Source organism: Devosia sp. T2-14 (assembly GCF_055397495.1).
This window is the reverse complement of record NZ_AP027921.1, coordinates 3,111,276-3,130,172: the sequence shown is the minus strand read 5'-3', so window position 1 is coordinate 3,130,172 and position 18,897 is coordinate 3,111,276. Positions and strand designations below refer to the sequence as shown.

At 61.1% G+C, this 18,897-nt stretch carries 21 protein-coding genes; 6 read left to right on the top strand and 15 right to left on the bottom strand.

The features are described 5' to 3' along the window. The first annotated feature begins 15 nt into the window (after positions 1-15). The 4 genes from ACZ5WT_RS15425 to ACZ5WT_RS15410 are packed head-to-tail and all read left to right on the top strand — an operon-like array spanning position 16 to position 3,531. Complete coding sequence (locus ACZ5WT_RS15425) at positions 16-882, top strand: ABC transporter permease (protein ID WP_464284662.1); 867 nt, start codon at positions 16-18, stop codon at positions 880-882. Further along, complete coding sequence (locus ACZ5WT_RS15420) at positions 879-1,670, top strand: ABC transporter permease (RefSeq protein ID WP_464284661.1); 792 nt, start codon at positions 879-881, stop codon at positions 1,668-1,670. Before ACZ5WT_RS15425 ends, ACZ5WT_RS15420 begins: the two co-directional genes overlap by 4 nt. Next, entirely contained in the window at positions 1,670-2,767 is a 1,098-nt protein-coding gene (locus ACZ5WT_RS15415) for an ABC transporter ATP-binding protein (protein WP_464284660.1), read from the top strand. The genes ACZ5WT_RS15420 and ACZ5WT_RS15415 overlap by 1 nt, the downstream gene beginning before the upstream one ends. Before the next feature lie 14 nt (positions 2,768-2,781). Then, positions 2,782-3,531, top strand: a complete 750-nt coding sequence (locus tag ACZ5WT_RS15410) for a 5-formyltetrahydrofolate cyclo-ligase (RefSeq protein ID WP_464284659.1) — start codon at positions 2,782-2,784, stop codon at positions 3,529-3,531. A gap of 101 nt (positions 3,532-3,632) precedes the next feature. Here the strand turns inward: ACZ5WT_RS15410 and ACZ5WT_RS15405 are convergent, their stop codons facing one another. The 12 genes from ACZ5WT_RS15405 to ACZ5WT_RS15350 all read right to left on the bottom strand — a co-directional run bounded on the left by ACZ5WT_RS15405 (position 3,633) and on the right by ACZ5WT_RS15350 (position 14,981). Further along, positions 3,633-4,589 (bottom strand): MarR family winged helix-turn-helix transcriptional regulator, encoded by a 957-nt coding sequence (locus ACZ5WT_RS15405; protein WP_464284658.1) that lies wholly within the window; start codon positions 4,587-4,589, stop codon positions 3,633-3,635. A 137-nt stretch (positions 4,590-4,726) separates the two neighbouring features. Then, on the bottom strand, positions 4,727-5,224 hold the full coding sequence (locus ACZ5WT_RS15400; RefSeq protein WP_464284657.1) for a TIGR02444 family protein: 498 nt from the start codon (positions 5,222-5,224) through the stop codon (positions 4,727-4,729). A gap of 9 nt (positions 5,225-5,233) precedes the next feature. Then, positions 5,234-6,688 carry a UbiD family decarboxylase gene (locus ACZ5WT_RS15395; protein ID WP_464284656.1) on the bottom strand — a complete coding sequence of 485 codons (1,455 nt, stop codon included), beginning with the start codon at positions 6,686-6,688 and terminating at the stop codon, positions 5,234-5,236. Between the two features lie 3 nt (positions 6,689-6,691). Continuing rightward, positions 6,692-7,939: a flavin-dependent oxidoreductase gene (locus tag ACZ5WT_RS15390; RefSeq protein ID WP_464284655.1), complete on the bottom strand. Its 1,248-nt coding sequence runs from the start codon at positions 7,937-7,939 to the stop codon at positions 6,692-6,694. An 88-nt stretch (positions 7,940-8,027) separates the two neighbouring features. Continuing rightward, complete coding sequence (locus ACZ5WT_RS15385; protein WP_464284654.1) at positions 8,028-8,621, bottom strand: UbiX family flavin prenyltransferase; 594 nt, start codon at positions 8,619-8,621, stop codon at positions 8,028-8,030. A gap of 80 nt (positions 8,622-8,701) precedes the next feature. Further along, positions 8,702-9,541, bottom strand: a complete 840-nt coding sequence (locus ACZ5WT_RS15380) for an ABC transporter permease (RefSeq protein ID WP_464284653.1) — start codon at positions 9,539-9,541, stop codon at positions 8,702-8,704. Continuing rightward, on the bottom strand, positions 9,538-10,287 hold the full coding sequence (locus tag ACZ5WT_RS15375; protein WP_464284652.1) for an ABC transporter ATP-binding protein: 750 nt from the start codon (positions 10,285-10,287) through the stop codon (positions 9,538-9,540). The genes ACZ5WT_RS15380 and ACZ5WT_RS15375 overlap by 4 nt, the downstream gene beginning before the upstream one ends. An 89-nt stretch (positions 10,288-10,376) precedes the next feature. Continuing rightward, entirely contained in the window at positions 10,377-11,393 is a 1,017-nt protein-coding gene (locus tag ACZ5WT_RS15370) for an ABC transporter substrate-binding protein (RefSeq protein WP_464284651.1), read from the bottom strand. 315 nt (positions 11,394-11,708) lie between these two features. Continuing rightward, positions 11,709-12,356 (bottom strand): maleylacetoacetate isomerase, encoded by a 648-nt coding sequence (gene maiA / locus ACZ5WT_RS15365; protein WP_464284650.1) that lies wholly within the window; start codon positions 12,354-12,356, stop codon positions 11,709-11,711. Beyond that, positions 12,353-13,051, bottom strand: a complete 699-nt coding sequence (locus tag ACZ5WT_RS15360; protein WP_464284649.1) for a fumarylacetoacetate hydrolase family protein — start codon at positions 13,049-13,051, stop codon at positions 12,353-12,355. Before ACZ5WT_RS15360 ends, maiA begins: the two co-directional genes overlap by 4 nt. A gap of 24 nt (positions 13,052-13,075) precedes the next feature. Beyond that, positions 13,076-13,864: a maleylpyruvate isomerase family mycothiol-dependent enzyme gene (locus ACZ5WT_RS15355; protein ID WP_464284648.1), complete on the bottom strand. Its 789-nt coding sequence runs from the start codon at positions 13,862-13,864 to the stop codon at positions 13,076-13,078. Positions 13,865-13,877: 13 nt separating this feature from the next. Beyond that, positions 13,878-14,981 (bottom strand): cupin domain-containing protein, encoded by a 1,104-nt coding sequence (locus ACZ5WT_RS15350; protein WP_464284647.1) that lies wholly within the window; start codon positions 14,979-14,981, stop codon positions 13,878-13,880. A gap of 293 nt (positions 14,982-15,274) precedes the next feature. Between ACZ5WT_RS15350 and ACZ5WT_RS15345 the strand changes: the two genes are divergently transcribed. Both ACZ5WT_RS15345 and ACZ5WT_RS15340 read left to right on the top strand, forming a co-directional pair. Beyond that, positions 15,275-16,330 carry an LLM class flavin-dependent oxidoreductase gene (locus ACZ5WT_RS15345; protein ID WP_464284646.1) on the top strand — a complete coding sequence of 352 codons (1,056 nt, stop codon included), beginning with the start codon at positions 15,275-15,277 and terminating at the stop codon, positions 16,328-16,330. Beyond that, a complete protein-coding gene (locus ACZ5WT_RS15340; RefSeq protein WP_464284645.1) occupies positions 16,320-16,979 on the top strand; it encodes an NADPH-dependent F420 reductase in 660 nt (219 codons plus the stop codon). Before ACZ5WT_RS15345 ends, ACZ5WT_RS15340 begins: the two co-directional genes overlap by 11 nt. A gap of 57 nt (positions 16,980-17,036) precedes the next feature. Here ACZ5WT_RS15340 and ACZ5WT_RS15335 read toward each other — a convergent pair whose 3' ends face one another. The 3 genes from ACZ5WT_RS15335 to ACZ5WT_RS15325 form a co-directional block, all read right to left on the bottom strand. Beyond that, entirely contained in the window at positions 17,037-17,501 is a 465-nt protein-coding gene (locus tag ACZ5WT_RS15335) for a YybH family protein (protein ID WP_464284644.1), read from the bottom strand. A gap of 371 nt (positions 17,502-17,872) precedes the next feature. After that, positions 17,873-18,625, bottom strand: coding sequence for a F0F1 ATP synthase subunit A (locus ACZ5WT_RS15330; RefSeq protein ID WP_464284643.1), 753 nt, complete (start codon positions 18,623-18,625; stop codon positions 17,873-17,875). A gap of 26 nt (positions 18,626-18,651) precedes the next feature. Further along, positions 18,652-18,828 carry a hypothetical protein gene (locus ACZ5WT_RS15325; RefSeq protein WP_464284642.1) on the bottom strand — a complete coding sequence of 59 codons (177 nt, stop codon included), beginning with the start codon at positions 18,826-18,828 and terminating at the stop codon, positions 18,652-18,654. Positions 18,829-18,897 lie beyond the last annotated feature (69 nt).

Sequence of the window (18,897 nt, the reverse complement as noted above, 5' to 3'; positions counted from 1 at the left end):
ATTCAGGACTTTCCATTGAACCAGACACCGGACATCTCCCCGACCACCACGACGCTTCTTATCGCGCCGGCGGCAGTCCTGATGTTCGGTGTCTTCGTGCTGCCGTTCATGTTCCTGGTGGTGCTGAGCTTTTGGAGCCAGGTGCCCGGCTCGCTCAGTATCGACACCGGTTTCACTATCGCGAACTACATCCGCATCTTCACCGACAGCTACTATCTCGGCGGCCTGTGGACGACACTTTGGCTGAGTGGTTTTGTTACCCTCGTATGCCTGCTCCTTGCCCTGCCGCTGGCGCGCTGGATTGTGCTGCATGCCGGGCGGGCCAAAGGCCTTCTCATCGGCATTTCCATCCTTCCGCTTATCTGTGGTGCCCTGCTGCCAACCCTCGGTCTCGTCAATCTTCTGAGCCCGCTGGGTTTCATCAATGGCGCGCTGAAATCCATGGGTCTCATCCAGTCGAGCCTTCCGCTACTCGGCAATATTACCGGCGTCACCATTGGCCTCGTCCAGGCTTTCCTGCCGCTGATGGTGCTGCCCCTCATCAACACGATTGAACGTATTCCGCACGACTATGAGAAGGCCGCCATGTCCCTCGGTGCGTCGCCTCTCGTGGTCTGGCGGCGAGTGCTGCTGCCCTTGATGCTCCCGGGCATCGTGGCCGGCAGCCTCCTCGTTTTCTGCGCTGCGCTGACAGCTTTCGTCACGCCGCAGATCCTCGGCCAGGGCAAAGTGGTCACCTTTGCCTCGCTCGCCTATCAGCAGGCCGCCATGGTGCTCGACTGGCCCTTCGCCTCAGCCTTGGGCATGGTCATGCTGCTGTTTCTTGCCATTGCCGGTTTTGTCGGCGCCTTGATCTCCCGTCGACTTGCGAGGGCCTCATGACAACTCGCTTCGGCAAGGGCCTGATGCTTGCGGGCGTTGTGGCCATCCTGCTATTTCTTCTGGCACCGATCCTGGTGCTGATCTTCTCGGCCTTCGATGGCGGGAACGTCTTCCGCTTTCCGCCGCGTTCCTATTCGTTGCGCTGGTTCGACGAGGCACTGAACCATCCCGAATACCGCAGCAGCCTGTGGATCAGCACAGTGCTCGGTATCATCTCGACCGCTATCGCAGTTGGCCTGTCCAGCCTCGCGGCCTTTGGCCTCGTGCGTGGCAAGCCATCCTATCGCCTCGGGATGGAAGTCCTGCTGCTGGCGCCGCTCACTTTGCCGCTCGTCGTCTGGGCTATCGCGCTATTGTCGATCTATGCCCAGCTCGGCATGAACGGCACCCTGCCCGGCCTGATCCTTGCCCACGTGACCATCACCATGCCGTTCGCTGCGCGGATCATGATTGCAACCTTCGACGAAATCGACCCCCGGCTCGAAGCGGCGGCCAAGAGCCTTGGCGCCTCGCCCTGGCATGTCGTTCGCCGCATCACGCTGCCCCTCGCGATGCCTGGCTTGCTGTCCAGCACGGCTATCGCCTTCCTCGTCTCCTTCAACGATGTCGTGGTGACCACACTGATCGCCGGAGCGGGATGGATCACCTTCCCCGTTCGCACCTTCTCGCGGCTCCGCACCGAGGGAATCGACCCGACAACCATCGCCATTGCCGCAATGATCGTCGCCTTCACAATCCTGGTGATCGTCCTCGGACAGCGCCTCTTTCAGCTATCAAGGCGGTTCTGATGACCGGATCTCCCTACCTTCGCATCCGTTCTGTCAAGAAGAGCTACAAGGGCGCCGTTGCGCTGCATGACATCGACCTCGACGTCGAAAAGGGCGCTTTTGTTTCCCTGCTTGGTCCCAGCGGCTGCGGAAAGTCGACCCTGTTGCAAATTGTCGCCGGGCTGCTTGAGGCCGATGGCGGCAAAGTTGAACTTGGCGGCGAAGACATCACCAACCTTCCGCCGTGGCGGCGCAATATCGGCCTAGTCTTCCAGAATTACGCGCTCTTTCCGCACCTCAGCATTCGCCAGAATGTCCGATTCGGCCTCGACATGCTGGGTATGGACCGTGCCGAGGCCGAAAAGCGCGTCGACGAATCCCTCGCCATGGTCGGCCTCGATCCTGCACTGAGCCGCAAGCCGGGTGAACTTTCGGGTGGCCAGCAACAGCGCGTCGCTATCGCGCGGGCCATCGCGATCCGGCCGCGGCTGCTTCTGCTCGACGAGCCCCTGTCCAATCTCGATGCAGTGCTTCGCCACAAGGTGCGTCTTGAGCTGCGTGAACTGCACGACCGGACCGGCATCACCACGATCATGGTCACGCACGATCAGGCCGAGGCCCTCGCCACTTCAGACCAGATTGCTGTCATGAACAGTGGCCGCATTCTGCAGTATGAGGCGCCCGAGGCGCTCTATCGTGAGCCGGCTACGTCCTTTATCGCCGGCTTTGTCGGCAGCCCACCGGCCAATCTGGTCCCGCTCAGCGCACGTGATGACGACAGCTGGATCCTCGCCAATGGTCAAGTCTGGAAACCTGTCGCCAGCCTCGCGCCGAAGGCCGCTGGTGTAAAAGTGGGCACTGCCTGCCTCATGGCGCTGCGTCCGGAAACCCTCGTGATCGGCGCGTCCGGTGAAGGCGGTCTCCCCGGCCGCGTTGCCGCCATTGAATTCGTCGGCGGCGATCGGCTCGTCCATGTGGAAGCGGGCGGCACCAAGCTCACCGTCCGGACGTCTGCCGAGCAGGCAATCGCCGGTCCCGAAATTCTGCTTTTCCCGCCGCTGGAGGCCCCTCTCCTGTTCGACGCGAATAGCGGCATGCGGCTCAAATCCGCTTTCTAACGATGGAGATGGTGATGACCGATCGTGGTCGCTGGGCGGGTCGCAACCCTGCCAAAGACGAGTTGCGCAACGCCATCTGGGATCAGCTTGTCGCCGACGGGGTCGCTATTGGCCCGACGCGCAGCCACATCCCTAATTTTACAGGCGCGGACAACGCTGCCTGGCACATGACCCAGATACCCGCCTGGAAGACGGCGAAGGCAGTCAAGGTCAACCCCGACTCAGCCCAGTATTCACTGCGCCTGCGCGCACTTTATGAAGGCAAGACCCTTTACTGCCCGGTCCCGGAGCTGGTGCAGAGCGCGCCCTATGTCCGCATCGACCCAGTTGTGCTCCAGGAAAAGGGCATTACCTTCGAGCTTGCCGCCAGCCATCAGGGCTATATGCACCATGGCGAGCGCATCGAATTCACCGACATCCCGGAACTCGACTTCTGCGTGTTCGGCACGGTTGCCGCGACGCGCCAGGGTGCCAGGACTGGCAAGGGCGGCGGCTTCGCCGACCTTGAGGCCGGTGTCCTCAACGAACTCGGTCGCATCCGGCCGGACACCCCACTTGTTACCAGCGTTCATTCCACCCAGGTCGTGCCCGACGGCGACATCGTCATGATGAATTTCGACTGCTGGATGGACTATGTTGCGACCGAAGGCGAACTGATCACCACCGGCAGCACCCATGCCCGACCGAAGGGCATCTCCTGGGACCACGTCCAGCCCGACCAGTTCGAATCCATCCCTTTCCTGCGCCAGCTGCAGCCCAAATAGAAGCTGTCGTCGGCGACGGTCTACTGGAACGAATTGGAAAAGGCCCGCAACAGCGGGCCTTTTTTTTGATCACATCGTGATGGCATATTGAGCAACCAGCTTCAGGCGGCGCCTTCGAATGCGGCGACGATGGTGTCGAGGCTTGTGTGAAGCAGTTTCGATTCCGCCTCACTCAGGTTCTGGATCAGGTGCTGGCGCGCGTTCTCAGCGAAGGGCATGAGGTCGTTGAGCAAAGTCACACCGGCCGGCGTGAGGTTCAGCACACGGCGGCGGCGGTCAGCGATATCGACGCGGCGCACAATCAGTCCGCGCGCTTCGAGCAAGTCTACCACCATGGCATTGGTAGAGCGATCAAAACGCGCCAGCCGTGCCACCGTGACCTGATCGATACTGGGCCGTTGAAGCAGCACGAACATCATACCGAACTGGGTCGGCGTAATGTCGAAGGCACGCACTTCTTCCACGAACAACGCGGATGAAATCTGATGCGCGCGGCGGATGAGGAAACCGGGTCGGCGATAGAGTTCTCGCAGCGCCTCGGCCATTGCCGGTTCGACCGGCTGCGTAGCTGTTGCCACGATGCGCTCAAGCACGTCCAGGAACGGTTCGCGGTCATCGGCAGGCAATGGCTCCAGGAGACGACCAATTGCCAACGAAACGGGCCCCTGCGCGCTTTCGTAAAGCTGACGGCCGCTTTCGGTGATCATCAAGACGCGGCGGCGGCGGTCGGTCTTGTGCATGGTCCGCTCGACCAAGCCGCGCTGTTCCAGCAGACCGAGCACGAGGCCGGTGGTGGAGCGATCAAGCCCGACAAGGTTCGCTAGCGTGATCTGGTCGAGGCCTTCGATGCGGGCCAACGTATGCAGCACGCCATACTGGCTGGTGGTGATTCCTAAGTCGCAGGTTGCTTCGGCGAACACGGCGACGGCCGTTTGATGCGCACGGCGGATCTTGAAGCCGGGGCGACCATAAAGCCCTTCAAGCGAGGCGGTACCGCCATCGCGCGAGGCTTGGCTGGCGTTGAGGTCGGTCGCGGCGATCTCGCCAAGTGCTGTCACAGGCAACTCCCGGATAGTCTTGCTCAGGTCATTTTTATCAAACGGTCCAAAGGCTTCGGCCGATGGACGAGACGCAGAATAGCAAACATCCGACGTCTGCCGAACACTTTGTCCGTACGGTCCGTGCTGTCAATGCGTTATCGCGCGAAAAGGGTTACGGCCTGAGCCAAGCGCGGCATGACAAGCGTTTCGCATTCATAGAGCACGGCGACCTGCGCCAGTGTCTGCAACACCCGATCACGGGGCTCCAGGTCGGATTGTTTCGGCAATGCCGTCGTCGCATAGGCCGCCGCCAGCTGCTGGATTTCCAAGCGTTCCGCCTGCAACTCTGTGGCCAGTACCGCCTTGCGCAGCACTGAAACGTCGGAGTCAGCGTCCAGAGCTTTGAGCGCATTCCGCACGGCCCGGATTTGCCGCACGACGGTCTGGCGCCAGTCCTTTACGGCGTCATCCCAGGAAACCAGCGCCTCTTGCGTCGGCACAAAACCCTGCGCTGCCGCGTAGACGGCGGTGAGCAAGACGCAAACATCGACACCGTGGCTGTTCTGTGCGTCGATGCATTCAGCAGCAACGCCCTCGACGCCATAGACGTCGAGGGCGAACTGCCACAACAGATCAAAGTCGTGACTGGGCAAACGCGCTCCTTAGCCGAGCTGGCTCTTGAACTTCTCCGCCACGGCTTCACGCAGTGCGTCAGTGGCGCGGGCCACGGGTGGGAAGGTGTTCGCGGCCATGCGTTCGAACGGCCGGCAAGCATCGATCAGGCCGCGCGAGTTGGTCCCGCTCCGCTCCTCTAGAATGGGATCGAGGGGACCGGACCAGGCCCGGCGGATGAACTCGATATCCTCGGCCGGATCGCAGCGCGTACTGATCGCCCAGAGAACGTCGAACGTGTTGGTCGGATCGACGTCCTCGTCAACCACCACCACGAACCGCCCCATATAGGACGCCGACTGGCAGCTTGCCGCCAGATGCAGGGCCTGCCTGGCGTGGCCGGGATAACGCTGCTTGAGCGAAACGACGTTGAACATCCGGGCTCCACCGGCTTCGTGGCACCAAACACCCTTCACGCCCGACAGGCCGGCACGCTCGATTTCGTCCCAGATCATGCCCGACTTGGTCACGCACTTGGAGAAGCTGAAATCGGACGGCGGCTGCATCGGAGACGCCATCGTCATGATGGGATTGTTGCGGTGATAGATGCGCTCAATGCGCACAACCGGCTGCGGGCTGGCATGGCTTGCGTAGTAGCCGGTGAATTCGCCGAACGGTCCCTCGATGCGGGTGTCGCCCGGCATCATCACGCCTTCAATGACGATCTCGGCATGTGCAGGCATTGGCAGGCCGTGCACTTCGCTTTTCACCACCTCGAACGGCAGACCGCGATGGCCGCCCGCATAGTCGTATTCGGACAGGCCGTAGGGCAGCTCATTGCCGGATGCCAGGAACAGGAGCGGATCGTGGCCAACGCAGATCAGCACTGGGCATGGCTCGCCCTTGCTGAAGTGCTTATCACGGATCTGCCGGCCTTGCTTGCCCGGCGAAATCCATAGGCCCAACGACTTGGCATCGTGCACCATCGAGCGATAGGTGCCGATATTGATCCAGTCGTCCTCGGGATCGCGCATGATCACAAGGTCATCGGTGCCGACATAGCGGCCACCGTCCAGCTCATGCAGCTTGGGGACCGGGAACTTCAGAATGTCGATGTCGTCGCCGCGCATCACGTTCTCGTAGATCGGCGCGTCCTTCGGCTCGACGAACACGGGCGGCAGAGGCTCGTGGGTTTTCATCCGGTCGCGATAGCACTGGACGATATCGATGGGCTTCTTGGACAGCGGGAAACCAAGGGTCACGGCCAGGCGCTGGCTGGAATTGGTCAGCCCCGAAACGCAACGGAAGCCCGGATAGCCGGGAATGTCATCAAACAGGATCGCTGGCGGGTTCTCCTGCTCGCCATGATAGATGATCTCGGCCAGGGTACCCATTTCGAGGTCCCAGCTGGCGCCGCGCACGGTCTTGAGCTCGCCGATTTCCTCGATTTTCTCAAGAAACTCGCGCAAATCCTTGTAGGGCTTGGGTCTATTGGTGTTGGTCATTGGTTATCCTTTCACCCCGTTCAGACGTTCGCGGTCATAACCGGCGACCTTCTTGTAGTTATTCGACAGCGCAGAGAGTTCGTTGGCGCCGATGACGTCCTCGATGCGATCGAACGGCTTGTCGCCGGTCCGATCGAATACTTCCTTCAAAATGATATCGGGCGGTGTCGTGCGATTGGTCAGCACGACCTTGGAGGTGGCCGGCAGCCGATCGGCCTCGTAGGCCTTGAGTGCGTCCTGCGGGTTGGCGTTCTGCAGCAGCGCGTCGCCAAGGGCATCGCCGTCGAGAATGGCCTGACCTGCGCCATTGGAACCGCGCGGATACATCGGGTGGGCGGCGTCGCCCAGCAATGTCACCCTGCCCTGGGTCCAGAACGGCAGCGGGTCCTGGTCGACCATCGGGAATTCCATCACCTTGGTGGTCGAACGAAGCAGCGCCGGCACGTCGAGCCAGTCGAACTTCATATCCTCAAAGGCCCACATGAAGTCATCAAACGAGCCTTCTTTGTTCCAGTCCCGCTTGGCCTTGTACTTCGACGTCTCGATTTCGGCCACCCAGTTGATGAGCTGGTTGCCCTCGCCATCGACATTGTTACGCATCGGATAGACCACCAGCTTGCCCGTGGACAGCCAGCCGATGCGGGTCATGTTGGCGCCATTGAGGAACGGCTTGTGCACCGCGGAACCGCGCCACATGTTAACTCCGGAATAGACTGGATCGCCCTCGTTCGGGTGCAGCGTCTTGCGCACGACGGAATGCAGGCCATCCGCCGCGATGAGAATGTCGGCGCGCACGCTTGGCAGTTCGGTATCCGCCACGGTATCGCGGAAATGCACGGTGACGCCGTCCGCATCCTGCTCAAAGCCGACGCAGCGATGAGCCAGGTGGAGCTTCTCGTCCCCTGCCAGCGCTGTGAACCGGCTCAAAAGAGGCTGGTGCAGGTCGCCGCGGTGAACGGAGAATTGCGGCAGGTCGTAGCCTGCACGCAGGCCGGCAGGCTCAGAATAAATGTGCTGGCCGAAGCGGTTGAAGAACGTGGATTCATAGGTTTCGACACTGCGCGAGGCGATCTCGTCCAGCACGCCGATCTGCTGCATTACCTTCCCGGCATGCGGCAACAAATTGATGCCAAGGCCAATCGGCTCGAGCCGCGGCGCGGAGTCGTAGACGTCAGGAAAGACGCCTCCGACTGCCAGCTTACAGGCAAGTGTCATGCCTCCAATGCCGCCGCCAACGATGACTATCTTCATAGAACTACTCCTAACGGACGCCGAAAGCTTCATCAGACGTCGTCCTATTTAAGCCGACACTTCCCCTTAGGCGTGGGTCGGGCTTCTTTCAGATTAAGGTGGAAACGGGCCGCGAGGATTCCAGGCCAGTCCAGCGCTTGGCCTTGCCCGTATCGAGACCGAACAGGTCGAGTGCGCGACTGACCGTGTGGTCGACCATTTCTTCGAGAGATTTTGGATGGGTGTAGAAGGCCGGTACAGGCGGCATCACGATGCCTCCCATTTCACTGACGGCCAGCATGTTTTTGAGGTGAGTGTTGGTCAGCGGGGACTCGCGGGCCAGGAGCACCAGCCGGCGCCGCTCCTTGAGAACCACTTCGGCGGAACGCGTAAGCAGAGACGAGGTCACCCCCGTGGCAATCTCGGCCAGGCTGCGCATCGAGCACGGCGCCACGATCATGCCCATGGTCTGGAACGACCCGGAAGCACAGGCAGCGCCAATGTTGCCCGGAGCATGCACGACATCGGCCATCGCCTTGACCGCCGAAGCTGAAATGCCCAGCTCCTGCTCAATGGTGAGCACGCCGCTTTTGGAGATGACCAGATGTGTCTCAACATCCAGCTCGCGCAGCATTTCGAGGCAGCGCACGCCATAGATCGCGCCCGAAGCACCTGAAATGCCAACTACCAAACGTGCCTTCATCAGAGCTCCAACCCTTCTTTTCCAATTCACCGCGGCAGATACACCCGCCGCAGCAGCGCTTTTCAATAACGAGCGAGTTCCTACGAGTCGCCGGTGGTGGCGTGGTTCCAGGGCGCAATGCTGCGCTCCAGCCGGCCGACCAGCCAGGTCAGGCCCGTGGCGATGATCGACAGCACCAGCACTGCCGCAAACATGCGATCTGGCTGGAAGGTGCCGCCTGACTCGACGATGATGCCGCCAATGCCGGTGAGCGCGGTGAAGAACTCAGCGATGACTATACCGATAACCGCCTTGCCTATGCCGATACGCAGGCCCGTCATGATCGATGGGATTACGGACGGCAGAACGATCTGGGTCAGAATGCGCGTCGGCGAGGCGTTGAAGGCGGTGCCAACCTCGATCAGGCTGCGCGGCACATTCTGCACGCCGTTCCAGGTGTTGATGATGATGGCGAACACAGTCATGACCGCAACCATCACTGCCTTGACCACAAAGCCCAGGCCGAACCACAGCATGAAGACGGGCACCAGTGCGATCATCGGCATGGCATAGCCAACGATAACCAGCCAGCCCAGGGCGGCCTCGACATAGCGGAAGCGCCCGATCAGCAGCCCCAGTGGAACGCCGACGGCCACTGCACCAAGGAAGCCAAGCAGGAAGGGCTGTGACGAAGCCAACAGAGCTTTGCCCATGGTGCCGTCGTTGATCATGTTGATCAGCGCCGTCACCACCTTGGAGGGCGGAGCCACAAGGATCGGATTAGCCTGGCGGGCGAAGATCTCCCACAGCACCAAAAGGAAGATGACCGTGGCAATCGTCACAGAATAGTCGCGCCAGGTCTTGCCGGTCCTCTGGGTCTTCTTGAGCACTGCGGCCAGCTTGGGCTCGGCAGCAACCGGATTGCTGAGGGTGGTGGTCATCGCTGCTCGTCCCCGGTTTCCTTGGCGTGGATAAGCTTCCACAATTCCTGCCGACGCTCGACCAACTGGGCCGAGCCACGCAGCTCGTCAAGCGACAGGCTCCGGTCCATGCCGGTAACCAGAATGCTCTGCATGCGACCTGGATTGGGCAGCATGGCGATGATGCGGTCAGCCAGCAGCACCGATTCATCCAGGTCATGGCTGACGATGATGATCGTCTTGCCAGTCCGCGCCTGGATATCGAGCAGCTCCTGCTGCATCACTTCGCGGGTCTGTGCGTCGAGCGCAGAAAAGGGCTCGTCCATCAGCAGAACCTGCGGGTCGATGGCCAGCGCACGTGCCAGGCCGACGCGCTGCTTCATGCCACCAGACAACTCGTGCGGATGGCGATCCATCGCATGACCAAGGCCAACGAGTTCCAGCGCATTCTGGGCAATGTCGATCCGCTCGGCCTTTGGTACGCCACGCGACTCCAGGCCAAACATCACGTTGCCGAGCGCCGTGCGCCAGGGCAGCAATTCAGCATGCTGGAAGACAATGCCGCGATCTAGGCCGCAGCCCGTTATGACCTTGCCACCCACCTTGACGGTGCCCGAGGATGCCTGCTCGAGGCCCATAATGATCCGCAGCAGCGTCGTCTTTCCGCAACCGCTGCGGCCGGTTAGTGCGATGATCTCGCCAGTGTTGACCGTGAAAGACACGTCGCGCAGCGCCTGCACCTGGCGTGCCGGGTGAGCAAAGAACACCTTGTTGACATGCTCAACTTCTACCGCGGCACTATTCCCAGGCCGGGGAGGATGGCCCCCGACTTTGTCGGGGGCCAGTTCCGTTGCGATCATTCCACCCCTCCGTAGTAGGTCGAGTTCACCTTGCCGACGCGGGCAAGAGCTTCCTGCAGGAAGGTGTCGTCGACCAGGGAGTCGACATCAACAGGCGCGGTCGAAATGCCCAGAGTCTTCTGCAGTTCTGCCAGGTACTTCATCTGCTTGACGGGAATTTCGCCGTTGAGCGCCAGATAGCCGCCATTGGTGAACTCGTCATAGGTTGCCAAGATGGACGGATCGCTCGGAGCGAGTCCACCACCGACGGTCTTGGCGGAAAGCGCATGTGCTTCAGCAGGGTTCTCGAAGGCGTAGCGGATGCCCTCGATCAGGCCAGCCAGAAGGCCAACGGTGCCCTTGCCATTCTCGCTCTGCAGGAACGCATTCGTCGTGATCAGAGCGTAGCGCGGATAGTCCGGGATCACATCCTTGGCCATGGCCAGGACCTGGACGCCATCGCCCTTGGCGCGGGCCATGTAATCGCTGGGCGAGCTTGCAGCATCAACGACGCCATTGACCACGGCAAGATAGCGCTCGGGGCTGCCGCCCGAGTTTGCGAAAGTCACGGCGCTGGGATCGACACCCACTGCAATCATCATGGCCTTCACCACGACAGCCGGCAGCGCGGTTGGTGCCGAAATGCCGACAGTCGCACCTGCGAGTTGGGTCAGGTCGGTGAACTTGGAATTGGCATAAAGCGTGTAGTTCAAGCCGGGCATGGTCGAGCCGACAAACTTGATATCGGCGCCCTTGGAGGCAACCAGCAAGGCTTCGCTGGGGTTGGCCTGGACCACGTCAACTTCGCCGGCGATGAAGGCCGGAAACGCCTGAGCGGCGCTCTTGAAGGTGACGACTTCGACATTGACGCCCTGCGCGGCCCAGAATTCCTTTTCCTGCGCCATCAGCAGGAAACCGGAGTCGAATCCGGGCTCATAAATGCCGTAGCGGACGGTTGGAACGTCCTGTGCAGAAACGAGTGTTGGCGCGCCGAGAACGAGCATGGCCCCAACGGCCGTAAGAACTGCCTTCATGTTGTACTCCCTATATTCTTGAATTCGCTTGTTTATCTCGAAGTTGCTCGTTGCAGTTCTCGCAGGAAGCCCTGCGTATGCACCTTGAGAAACGACATCTAAACGATGGTGCGGATGAGGTCGCCTGCCCTATTCAAAGCGGCAGGACTTATGAAAACACGCGTTCGCGGCGTAGTCCTCGTGCCGACGATAGTCATTGGTTACTCCTCCCAATCGCTACCGTATCGAACGCATCAAAATATAGACCGACGTCTGATCGTATGTCAACTGATCAATGTCGTAGGCTGTGGCTGATGCCCAACCCGCGACGCTGGATCAGATGTCTGCGTCGGGCTGCCGGGCCGGATGCGCGTCAGCGAAGACAGGCAAGGACTCGCAAGCCTCGCGCACGGCACGCAGCCGAGGCATGCCGGCGAGATCGACACCAAAGCGATCTGCCGAGTAGAGCTGCGGAATGAGGCAGATATCGGCAAGACCTGGCGTCGTCCCGAAGGCAAAGTCCCCCTTGAGCGGCGCGCGGGCCAGGAGAGCCTCGCAGGCCTGCAGGCCATCACCGATCCAGCGTTGGCACCATGCATCGGCCGCCGCCTGATCCTGCTTCAGCTCGGTCTTCAGATAGTCGAGCACCCGCAGATTGGCCAGTGGATGAATGTCGCAAGCCATGACTTGAGCAAAGGCCCGCACATGGGCCCGCTCCAGGGCGTCGGCGGGAAGCAAGGCAGGCTCAGGATGAACTTCATCCAGCCACTCGATGATCGCCAGGGACTGCGTCAACTGCGTGTCATCCACCTCCAGGGTCGGTACCAACCCCTGAGGATTGACCGCACGGTAGGCGGCAGTCTTTTGCTTGCCGCCATCCTTGCGCAAATGCACCGGGGTCAGCTGAGGCTCGATCCCCTTGATATTGAAGGCGATCCGGCAGCGATAGGCTGCCGAACTCCGGAAATAACCGTGGAAGATCATTCCGCAGCACCGATTGTCAGCTGCACGGATGGCAGGCCATCGACGCCGCCGGTGATCTTGTCACCAGCCACAACCGCGCCGACGCCGGCCGGAGTGCCGGTATAGATGAGGTCGCCCGGCACAAGGTGATAGAAATGGGACAGGTGCGATACCAGTTCGGGCACCGACCAGACCAGTTCGCTCAACTTGGAATCCTGCTTCGCGGCGCCGTCGACATCCAGCCAGATGCGCTGCTCGCCGATGGCACCAAACTCTTCCTTGCGAACGATCTCGGACAGGATCGCGGACTGCTCGAAATCCTTGCCCAGGTCCCATGGGCGCTGCTTGGCACGAGCCTGCAGCTGAAGGTCACGACGGGTCATGTCGAGGCCGGTTGCATAGCCATAGATCACAGATTCCGCGTCAGCCTCGGAGATCTTGAACGCTGGTGCGCCAATGGCGACCACGAACTCCATCTCGTAGTGATAGTTTTCAGTGCCAGGCGGATAGGCAATTGTAGCGCCCGAAGGCACCAGCGCCGAGTTGGACTTCAGGAAATAGAACGGCGCCTCGCGATCGACTTCGACGCCCATCTCCTTGGCGTGCTCGGCATAATTGCGGCCAACGCAGAAAATACGGGTGACTGGAAAGAGAGCCTCAACGCCACGAACACGTGCGGTCGGCCAGCCCGGAACGGGGAAAAGAACTTGTGTCATATGATCCTAGTTTGGTTGGAGCGCTCAGGCGGCTCGAGATAATTGGGCCAGCGCTCGGGCTGGAAGCTCGGGTAGCGAGCCCTGTGAAACTGTCAGGCGACGAGATCCCTTGCCGGTCAGCCAGCGCACCAAATCGGCCATGGAGCCGCTGACGGTAGCGACTGCCCCGCTGCCGATGACCATCGCAGAGCCGCGGTCGGTAGGCTCAAGGGTTACATGAGGCGCGCTCGCGTCCCCGGCCAGTTCACTCGCCAGGGCATCGAGCAGGTCCGGCGGAAAATCAAGGAATGAGCCGCCATTGTCCAGATCGACGGCGTGCAGCCAAACGGCGGCACTGCGTAGCCAGGGCGTTTGCGCAATCGGCACAGTGCGACCACCAAGCGAAATGGACTTTTGCCAGTCTGCGTCGCTCAGGTCGCGCCACTCGACATTCAGATGCACTTCGGCGTGTTCGAACAGATTGCGCAGAGCACGGGCTGGCAGGGTATCGCCGTGCTCGATCTGGACCTGCCAATCATCATCGGTGGCTTCCTGAGGCGCAACGCCTGTCCGCGCGGCTTCCACGGCCAGCGCCAGCATGCGTGCCTGATAACCAATACTGGCCACGACATGGCGACGTAGCAGTCCCGGCTGAAGGGCCGGCGCATCCAGGTCGGCGTCATTTAGCTCATTGAGTTTGCGCGCGAAATAGGCGGTACCACGCCGCGCCCAGCTCAACTCCTTTGCCGGAGCCGAGGGCGCGTCGTAGCGTGCGCCCTGCCCCAGCCGCTCGCGCAACGCCTGATGCGCTGCCTGCTCGGAAATCGAGGCCATCGACTTGCCCGGCCTAGCGGCCAGTCTCCTCAATATGGGTGCGGTCGAAGTGGAGCCGTTCCATGATCGGGGCATCCGAGAAGCGGAACAGGTCGAACTGCGTCTCAGCATGCAGCGACCACGCAACCCAGGACGGAATGACAAACAGGTCGCCCTTGTCGAGCTGGTGTTCAACGCCGTTCAGTACGACCCCGCCCTTGCCTTCGAAAACCTGGAACACGCTGGAGCCGACTTCACGGCGCGCGGGTGTTGCCGTGCCGGCACGCAGCCGGTGGAACTCGGCACGAATGGTTGGCATCACGTCGCCGCCGGTCGTGGGATTGGTATATCGGATCGCCGCATGGCCCTGGCCAACCGTTGCCGGCTGCCCCTCATCCTCAAGCAGCAATTGCTCGGCCAGTGCCCGGTCGGTGAATTCCCAGCGATAGGCCATCAGCGGCGAGCTCACCGTCTGCTGCAGACCGGACAGAGGCCGCAGACCCGGATGTGCCCAGAGCCGTTCGCCGCGCGAGAAGTTCGGCGTCGCATAATCCGTTACGCGCTCGGAGCCAAACTCGAAAAAGCCGACATCGTTCTGGTGCGAGAACGGAATGTCGAGGCCGTCCAGCCAGGCCATCGGCTTGTCAGTCAGGTTGTGATGGCCGTGGAAGTTCCAGCCCGGCGTCAGCAGAAAGTCGCCCCGGCTCATGCGGACGGGATCGCCGTTGACCACGGTCCAGACGCCCTCGCCTTCAACGACGAAGCGGAAGGCGTTCTGAGAATGACGGTGCTCGGGTGCGGTTTCCTTCGGCCCAAGATACTGGATAGCCGCCCACAGAGTGGCGCTGATGTAAGGCAGTCCACCCAGACCCGGATTGCCCAGCCCGATGGCACGACGTTCACCGCCACGGCCCACCGGCACCAGATCCCCCGAGCGCTGCGCCAATGGATAGAGGGTGGACCACTTCCACACATGGGGCACAGCCTTCGGTGCAGGCTGCTTCGGCATCAGGTCGCCGAGCTGGGTCCAGAGCGGCATCAAGTGCTCGCTGGCGAAGTCCCGATAGAGCTGCGCCAATGCAGCTTCGTCCTCACCACTGATCGGAGCCAGATTGCTCGGAGGCACGACGGTGTCCATGAATTCTCTCCTCTAAAGCGCGGAACTCGCCTTATAGGACGTATACTGATCATCAGACGTCGTGTCAATTTAGGCCCAAGGCAGTGAGCCGACGTTTGACGGTGGAATTTGCGGGCGAAAGCCCCTCGCGCGCCGGGCAAATGGAACCTCACATCCAACCCGCAACGACACGTGCCCATGCAGGAGGCACCTGACCCGAGGCACAAATTTGTTCCCTCTTGTGACGGCCGAATTGGTTCCGATATTAGCGCAAGTTCCGATTGGGTACTAAAGGCGTGTGAGGCACGACGACGATGGAACTTGGTGTTTATAGTTTTGGTGATGTGCAGAAGGACCCCGAGACCGGGGCGCTCGGCTCAACTGCCGAAGCCATGCGCAATTTGCTGGAAGCCATTCAGCTGGCCGATCAGGTCGGGCTGGACTATTTCGGCATTGGCGAACATCACACTCGCGAAATGCCGGCCTCGGCCGCCAGCGTCGTGCTGGGCGCCGCGGCGTCGACGACGAAGAATATCAAGCTGGGCAGTGCCGTCACCGTGCTGAGCACGGATGACCCGGTACGGGTCTATCAGCAGTTCGCCACGGTCGATGCGCTGTCGAACGGTCGCGCAGAAATCACTGCCGGTCGCGGTTCCTCGGTCGAATCCTTCCCCCTCTTCGGCCATAGCCTCAATGACTATGACGCGCTCTATGCCGAAAAGCTGGAACTGCTGCTGCAACTCAACGAGAGCGAGTCTATCACCTGGCAGGGCAAGTTCCGGCCGGCGCTGAACGACGCCCTCGTGGTGCCGCGCCCAGAAGGCGGGCAACTGCCGATCTGGCTGGCCACGGGCGGCAATCCGCAATCGTCGGTGCGCGCGGGCCTGCTGGGCCTGCCGATTTCCTACGCCATCATTGGTGGGCAGGCCGACCGCTTTGCACCGCTGGCCGATCTTTATCGCCGCGCCGCCACCCAGGCCGGCAAGCAGGACAAGATCAAGGTGTCGGTGGCAAGCCCCGGCTATATCGGCCACGATTCCGCTGATGCCAAGGATTTCTTCTGGACGCATTGGCATGCGGTCATGGAGCAATTGGGCAAAATCCGCGGTTTCACGCCGCCGCCGCGCTGGTCATATGACCAGGAAACCCGCGGCGCTGGCGCCCTGTTCGCGGGTGGCCCCGAAGAGATCGCCGAGCGCATCGTAAACTTGCACAAGACACTGGGGCATTCGCGTCAGTTCTTCCAGATGGACGTGGGGCAGATGCCGCAAAAGGCCTTCCTGCGTTCGATCGAACTGCTGGGCACCAAGGTCAAGCCGCTCGTGGATGCGGAACTGGCCAAGAGCAAGGAGACCGTCGATGTCGCCTAAACCTCAAGTGATCGGCATTCTCGGCGCCGGTCGGGTGGGCACGGCCCTCGCCCGCTTGGCGATCGCAGCCGGTTACGATGTGCGGATCGCGACCTCACGGTCGCCCGAGGAGATTGCGCTGCTGGTCGAAATCATCACCCCCGGCGCCACGCCTGGTGCAGCGGCTGACGTGATTGCGGCCAGCGACATCGTCGTCCTGGCCTTGCCGTTGTCGAAGTACCGGGCATTGGTACCCGAGCAACTGGCCTGCAAGGTTGTCATTGATCCGATGAACTATTGGGCGCCGACCGATGGCGTGATGCCCGAATTCGAAACCGAGCAGTCGAGCAGCGAAATCGTGCAGGCCTACCTGCCGAAGGCGCGTCTGGTGCGCAGCTTCAATCACATGGGCTACCACGAAATCGAGCAGGAGGCTCGTCCGACGGGCGATGCTTCGCGTCGCGCTCTGGCTATTGCAGGCAACGATGCGGAAGCACGGCGGAGTGTCGCAGAGTTCATCGATCGCCTCGGCTATGACAGCGTCGATGCTGGCGATTTGGCCTCCAGCCGCAAGTTCGGCACGGGTACGGCCATTTTCGGTGGTGGTTTTACGGCCAACGAGTTGGCCGAGCGACTTAACCGCGAGATGGAGACGGCCTCCGAGACCTAGCCAAAAATGGCGCCATTCACTCTGTGAGGTGGTAACGAGACCCCAGCTGTTACCTGATCAATCACGATAGCTGACGGAGCGGAATGTTCCGTCAGCTTCGACCAGGTTGGTCTCCATGTGCGGGACGATGTCCGTGTTCTGCGCCGAAGCGCAGCTCCAGCCGTTTTCGCCCTTGTGTACGACAAACGACAAGATGGTGTGGCGAACAGCGGGTTTCTGGCCCTCTACCTGTCCCGTCTGCCCCTCAAGGCGCACTCGACCGTACACCACGGCGATATTGTCAGCCAGTTTCTTCACCTTCACCTGCACCAGCCGCAGTGTTGCCGCGCCGAAGATGTGCTCAAAGCCGTAGGCGTGCGCCTTTCGAATTGCCGGGCGATCATGCCACCAAAGCCCTGTGACATTGACGAATTCCGCATCCTCGTCGAACAGCGAAGCCAGCTTGTCTGCATCGCGTTGCGCAAAAGCTTCGACGAAAACCTTGGCTATGTCCTCCGGTTCGTCGAGCGCGCTGTATTGCATTGCCATCTCCGGCTTGGTGAAGACCGCAATCTTACTGCGTGCAGGTTCGAATGACAGTCTGCTTTCGGCCCGGGTTCACCTCAACCCGAGCCAAAAGCCTAGCGCCTCAGGAGGACCTGCCACCCGCAGAGAGCAGAAGCGCGGGAACATAGAGCGACACGTGCGTCGTGGGCCAGTGGATGTAAAACCCAATGTGATCCGTCGTGACGCTTGCTAGGATCGCATCGGTGAATGACGCGAGTTCAGACCTGTCGCTGGCAGCAAAGGCGAATGTCCCGCCTCCCTTAAGCTTGATGGAGATCAGTCCGCTGGTCACGTCGTAGCGCACAGCAGCTGCACGCGGCTCGGGGAAAGTCGGAAACGTACTCATCCTAATGAGAGGGGTGAATTGCATCGTTGAGATACATGCACGTCAGCATGGTGAAGACATAGGCCTGGATTGCGGACATCAGCAGTTCCAGGGCCACGATGCCGACAGCCATGGCGAGCGGTGCGATGGCGCCGACAATGCCAAGCGGGCCCAGCCCACTCAGGTCAACGACGAAACCGGAGAAGACTTTCAAGGTGATATGGCCAGCGAGCATCACCGCAAACAGTCGGACCGAGTGGCTGATCGGGCGTGAAAAGTACGAGACGACTTCGATCGGAACGATGATCGGCGCTAGGTATCCAGGGATGCCGCTGGGCATGAACAGCTTGAAGAACTTCAGGCCGTGCCGCCAGAGGCCGTAAAGTGTCACCACGGCAAACACCAGGAGTGCGAGCGCGGCGGTGACAATGATCTGTGCTGTCACGGTGAAGGCATAGGGAAACATGCCAATCATGTTGGCAACGAGGATGAAGCTGAAGAGCGAGAACACGAGGGGGAAGAAACGCATGCCCTCCTTGCCGATGCTGGAAATCACCAAATTTTCGATGTTCTGGTAGAGCAGCTCAGCAACCAGCTGCACCCTGCCCGGCACCAGACGCCGCTTCCGGCTCCCCAAAATCATGAAGCCCGATACCAGCGCGACCGTCAGCACCATGTAGGCTGAGGCATTGGTGAAGCTCAGGTCTTGCCCCGCAATCGCCGGCAGCGGGAACACGGGAGTGACGATGAACTGGTGGATAGGATCAGTTGCCATGAAGAAATCCGGATAGGTTGGAGAGGTTATTTGTGCAGCCGCCTGGCGATCAGGCCAACCGCCAGGCCGAAGGCCGATGGAAGAATGCTGCTGACGACGGAAGCTGCCGTGCCGGTCGTCCGGCCGGACGAGATCAGAATATCAGCCGCCAGGTAGCCGATGAGGCATCCAAGCAGAACAAGCATGTTGACGGGGTTTGTCACCGGGCGGCCTCCGTTAAGGGGTCGTCCCCGAGCGAGCCCTAAAACCGGCAGGTCGTCCTGCCGGCGGGC

Excerpts from the sequence above, each read along its gene's own strand:
- ACZ5WT_RS15350 (WP_464284647.1), bottom strand. The coding sequence starts at position 14,981 with ATGGACACCGTCGTGCCTCCGAGCAATCTGGCTCCGATCAGTGGTGAG.
- ACZ5WT_RS15335 (WP_464284644.1), bottom strand. The coding sequence starts at position 17,501 with ATGCAATACAGCGCGCTCGACGAACCGGAGGACATAGCCAAGGTTTTC.
- ACZ5WT_RS15420 (WP_464284661.1), top strand. The coding sequence starts at position 879 with ATGACAACTCGCTTCGGCAAGGGCCTGATGCTTGCGGGCGTTGTGGCC.
- ACZ5WT_RS15385 (WP_464284654.1), bottom strand. The coding sequence starts at position 8,621 with ATGAAGGCACGTTTGGTAGTTGGCATTTCAGGTGCTTCGGGCGCGATC.
- ACZ5WT_RS15355 (WP_464284648.1), bottom strand. The coding sequence starts at position 13,864 with ATGGCCTCGATTTCCGAGCAGGCAGCGCATCAGGCGTTGCGCGAGCGG.
- maiA (WP_464284650.1), bottom strand. The coding sequence starts at position 12,356 with ATGATCTTCCACGGTTATTTCCGGAGTTCGGCAGCCTATCGCTGCCGG.
- ACZ5WT_RS15380 (WP_464284653.1), bottom strand. The coding sequence starts at position 9,541 with ATGACCACCACCCTCAGCAATCCGGTTGCTGCCGAGCCCAAGCTGGCC.
- ACZ5WT_RS15410 (WP_464284659.1), top strand. The coding sequence starts at position 2,782 with ATGACCGATCGTGGTCGCTGGGCGGGTCGCAACCCTGCCAAAGACGAG.
- ACZ5WT_RS15330 (WP_464284643.1), bottom strand. The coding sequence starts at position 18,625 with ATGGCAACTGATCCTATCCACCAGTTCATCGTCACTCCCGTGTTCCCG.
- ACZ5WT_RS15390 (WP_464284655.1), bottom strand. The coding sequence starts at position 7,939 with ATGAAGATAGTCATCGTTGGCGGCGGCATTGGAGGCATGACACTTGCC.
- ACZ5WT_RS15415 (WP_464284660.1), top strand. The coding sequence starts at position 1,670 with ATGACCGGATCTCCCTACCTTCGCATCCGTTCTGTCAAGAAGAGCTAC.
- ACZ5WT_RS15370 (WP_464284651.1), bottom strand. The coding sequence starts at position 11,393 with ATGAAGGCAGTTCTTACGGCCGTTGGGGCCATGCTCGTTCTCGGCGCG.
- ACZ5WT_RS15345 (WP_464284646.1), top strand. The coding sequence starts at position 15,275 with ATGGAACTTGGTGTTTATAGTTTTGGTGATGTGCAGAAGGACCCCGAG.
- ACZ5WT_RS15360 (WP_464284649.1), bottom strand. The coding sequence starts at position 13,051 with ATGACACAAGTTCTTTTCCCCGTTCCGGGCTGGCCGACCGCACGTGTT.
- ACZ5WT_RS15395 (WP_464284656.1), bottom strand. The coding sequence starts at position 6,688 with ATGACCAACACCAATAGACCCAAGCCCTACAAGGATTTGCGCGAGTTT.
- ACZ5WT_RS15340 (WP_464284645.1), top strand. The coding sequence starts at position 16,320 with ATGTCGCCTAAACCTCAAGTGATCGGCATTCTCGGCGCCGGTCGGGTG.